The sequence below is a fragment of the Pseudomonas sp. genome (assembly GCF_049590575.1).
GTDB lineage: Bacteria > Pseudomonadota > Gammaproteobacteria > Pseudomonadales > Pseudomonadaceae > Aquipseudomonas.
On record NZ_JBAWDE010000432.1, the window covers coordinates 1 to 3,757 of the forward strand.

The window sequence follows — 3,757 nt, forward strand, 5'->3', positions numbered from 1 at the left end:
AGTCGAGGGTCAGCGGCAGGCTCGGCGTGCGGCCGGCGCTTTTCAGCTCGGACAGACGCATCAGCGGTTCTCCTTGTGGCTGCGGCGCTGGGTCAGGCGTTGCAGCCAGGTGCTGACCAATGCGCTGTCTTCCGGCTGCTCGAGGTAGGCGGCCAACAGTTGGCGCACCTGCGCGTCCGTCCACGGCCGCGCACGGCGCAACAACGGTTCCAGGTCCTTGACCCGGTCACGCCAGCCGAACAGCAGCGGTCGGGTTTTCTCCAGGTCGATCAACTGCGCGGCGTAACCGTCGCCGGTCGCCTGCAGGAAAATATGCTTGGGATAAAAACAGCCATGCACCTGGCCGACACTGTGCAGGCGGCGCGCCAGCTGACCGCAGGCCAGCAGGATCGCGCGGTGTTGGGCATCGCTCAGTTGCGACCATTGCTCCAGCAACGAGTCCAGGTCATTCCAGCCGTCCAGAGCGCGAGTCAGCAGCATCGCACGGTGCTCGCCGGCGACCTTGCGCTCGCCGTAGAACGCCGCCTGCAAGGCCGGGATGCCGAGCGTGCGGTAGCGGCTGATATTGCGGAATTCGCGGGAGAAACTCGGCTCGCCCAATGGCCGGTGCAAGCTGCGCGTGAGGTAGTTGCTCTGGCGCTTGAGGTAGTAGCCGTGGCCGTCCAGCTCCAGGCGAAACACACTGCTCCAGCCGCCGCGGCTGGTGTTCGGCTCGTCGACCGCGTCCAGTTGCTTGGCCCACAGCGCGTCAAATGTGGCGAGGCCGTGGCGCTCCAGCAGCGCACGGTCTTCAGCCGCCAGGAAATCACTCATTCGCGTCCCTCGAAAAACTTCACCACGTGGCGAATCCGCTCTTTGTCCGATGCACTCAGGTGCCGGCGCTGGCGGTACTGCATATAGAAGCGCAGGCGCTGGGTAGCCGACAGGTGATACTTGGCCACCTTGTCCAGGCAGGCCAGGTCTTTGGTGATGCGGTACTTGAGCCAGAAGCCGCGCCAGAAATCGCCGTTGGGGCAGTCGATCAGGTACAGGGTCGACTGGTCGTCGATCAGCAGGTTGCGCCACTTCAAGTCGTTATGGGTAAAGCGGTGGTCGTGCATGGTCCGCGTGTATTCGGCGAGCTGGCGGCTGACCGCGTCGACCCACTTGGGGTCGCGCAGGCGCGCGTCGTTGCGCTCGGCCAGCACCGAAAGGTCTTCGGTGCGCGGCAACTCACGGGTGATCATCGCGCCACGATCGTAGGCCAGGCCCTTGCGCTCCAGGCCCCAGGCAACCACGTCGGCGGTGGGGATGCCCCACTTGGCAAAGCGCTTGAGGTTCTGCCATTCGGACTTGACCCGAGGCTTGCCCAGGTAGCGCCGCAGGCCCTTGCCGGCGCCGGTGTAGCGCTTGACGTAATAGTTGACTCCACCACGCTCCACCCGGATCACTTCCGACAACGGGTCACGGGTCAGGCGCTGGCCCTGCAAGGCAAACACCGCTTCGAGGCTTCCAAAATCATCCGCCAGGTTGGCGTAAGCAGGCTCAAGGTTCCAACCCGCCATCAGATCGCATCCCCGTAACGTTGTTTGCGTGCATACAGCTTGTCGGCCTTGCGCTGCATCAGGCTCAGCGACGCCGATTGTTCGGCGAGGATCTGGCGCAACGGCTGGCGGAAATAGCCCTTGAGGAAACGCAGCTTGTCACGGCGCGTCAGGCCGATGTCCAGCGCCGAGTAGTACAGCGCGGACAAGTCCTTGTCGCGCCAGCGCATCGGCAGATGGGCACGCATTTGGGCGCGGTGCAGGTCGATCACCGACAGCTTGAGGGTGCGCGCGTCAATCGGCCGCGAGGTGTCCAGCAGGAAGTGGCACAGGTAGCAGTCGCGGTGGTTCACGCCGCCCCGGTGCATGTCGCCGACCATGCGCGCCAGCTCGGCCGTGAGCGCATGGCGCAGCGCCGGTGCAGGCGGCTCGGCGACCCAATTGAGGGTCAAGTCTTCGAGGCTGATGGTCGGCGCCAGTTCTTCGGTGATGATGAACGAGTGCTGATCCGCCGGGTTGCTGCCCTTTTCGCCGAAGGCCACGCCGGTCATGGTTGGCACGCCGAGGTCGCGCAGGCGGTGGATGGCATCCCACTCAAGGCCCGCGCCCAGCACCGGCAACTTGGCGGTGATCAAGTTCTTGAAGATCTCGCCCCAGCCAATGCCCCGGTGGATTTTCACGAAATACGGGCGGCCCTCGACCTCGGTACGCAACGTGCGACGCGCCGCCAGCTCACGGAATACCTGGCCTTGGAGTTTCTCGACTTCGGCGAAGGCATCACGCCCGGCCCATAACGTCTTGAACGGTTCGGCAAGAATCAACTTCATCGTTTTGGCTCCGCCAGAATCACATCCGCAGCGTGCTGCGGCATGCTGTAGAGGTCGGCCGTCTCGGCGAAGGCCAACCCATTGCGGCCCCAGGCCGCGCGCTGTGCAGTGTCGGTAAGCATGTGCGCCAGGTACTGATTGAGCTGCGCTTGTTCAAACGGCTCGTCCAGTACCAGGCCGCTGTCGGCTTCGGCGATGTAATGCGCGTAGCCGCACACGGCCGACACCAGCACCGGCAACCCGGCCACCAGGGCCTCGAGCAACACGGTGCCGGTGTTTTCGTTGTACGCCGGGTGGATCAACAGGTCGGCGCCCAGCAGGAACCGCGGGATATCGCTGCGGCCCTTGAGGAATTGCACGTTATCGCCCAAGCCCAGCGTAGCGCTTTGCAGCTGGAATACTTTGGGGTCGTCCTGGCCGATTACAAACAGGCGCGTGCGTTTTTTCAGTTCGGCCGGCAACGCGGCCACGGCTTTCAGGCTGCGGTCGACGCCCTTGGTCTTGAAGCCCGAGCCGATTTGCACCAACAGCAGGTCGTCGTCGCCCAGGTTGAATTCCTTGCGGAACCCTGCACGAATTTCAGCCGCGTTCGGCGGTGCGCGGCGATCCTGGGCAATGCCCGGCGGCAGCAGGTGGAAACGCTCCAGCGGGGTGTCGTAGTGCTTGATGAACAGCGGCTGCTGCACTTCGGAGATCATCAGGACTTCAGTCTTGGCCTGCTTGGCAAACACTGCGCGCTCGTACTCGGCAAAGTGCTTGTAGCGGCCGAAATAGCGGTACAGCGAATGCCGCAGGTTCTGTGCCTTGTCTTCAAAGCAACCGTCGGCGGCGTAGTACACGTCCAGGCCGGGCATTTTGTTGAAGCCGATCAGGCGGTCCACCGGGCGCTTGGCCAGGTCGACTGCCATCCAGGCGCTGAGTTTTTCGTTGCGCCGATGGTTGAAGAACGCCTTGACCGGCGCCACCAGCACTTCGAAACCCGGCGGGATGTCGCCTTCCCAGATCAAGGTGTAGACACGAATCGAATGGCCGCGCTGCTGGCACTCCAGGGCGATGCGCATGAAGTCGCGCTGCAAGCCGCCGAAGGGGAAATATTTGTACAGAACAAAAGCCAGTTGCATCAGTGCAGCTCCTCAGCCAATAACAACGTGCTCAGCCGGCTTGCCACACGCTCAGGGTTCAGGCGCGTGAAGCACAGGGGCGACTCGCGCTTGATGTCGAACCGACGCAGGTCGTCGGCCGTCGGTTGATAGGTACAGTGTTTTTGCAGGCACGGCGCGCACGACCAGTCGCTGGCCAGGTGGATCTGACCCTTGCCATAGGCGCCGGTCAGGCCGGGGTTGGTCGGGCCGAACAGGGAAATGGTCGGCACATCCAGGGCGGCGGCCAGGTGCCCCAGGCCGGTGT

5 protein-coding genes are annotated in these 3,757 nt (G+C 63.7%); all 5 read right to left on the reverse strand.

The genetic code is table 11. The features are described from left to right. Window positions 1–60: 60 nt before the first annotated feature. The gene (locus WBR57_RS29850) at window positions 61–813 is read right to left on the reverse strand and encodes a lipopolysaccharide kinase InaA family protein (protein WP_424089137.1); all 753 of its coding nucleotides are present in this window, start codon (window positions 811–813) and stop codon (window positions 61–63) included. Further along, window positions 810–1,544: a lipopolysaccharide kinase InaA family protein gene (locus WBR57_RS29855; RefSeq protein ID WP_424089139.1), complete on the reverse strand. Its 735-nt coding sequence runs from the start codon at window positions 1,542–1,544 to the stop codon at window positions 810–812. Before WBR57_RS29855 ends, WBR57_RS29850 begins: the two co-directional genes overlap by 4 nt. Next, window positions 1,544–2,350, reverse strand: coding sequence for a lipopolysaccharide core heptose(I) kinase RfaP (gene rfaP, locus WBR57_RS29860; protein WP_424089142.1), 807 nt, complete (start codon window positions 2,348–2,350; stop codon window positions 1,544–1,546). Before rfaP ends, WBR57_RS29855 begins: the two co-directional genes overlap by 1 nt. Further along, window positions 2,347–3,471, reverse strand: a complete 1,125-nt coding sequence (locus WBR57_RS29865; RefSeq protein WP_424089144.1) for a glycosyltransferase family 4 protein — start codon at window positions 3,469–3,471, stop codon at window positions 2,347–2,349. Before WBR57_RS29865 ends, rfaP begins: the two co-directional genes overlap by 4 nt. Further along, window positions 3,471–3,757 (reverse strand): glycosyltransferase family 9 protein (locus tag WBR57_RS29870; protein ID WP_424089146.1); only part of this gene is annotated, 287 nt, incomplete at its 5' end. The genes WBR57_RS29870 and WBR57_RS29865, both read right to left, overlap by 1 nt.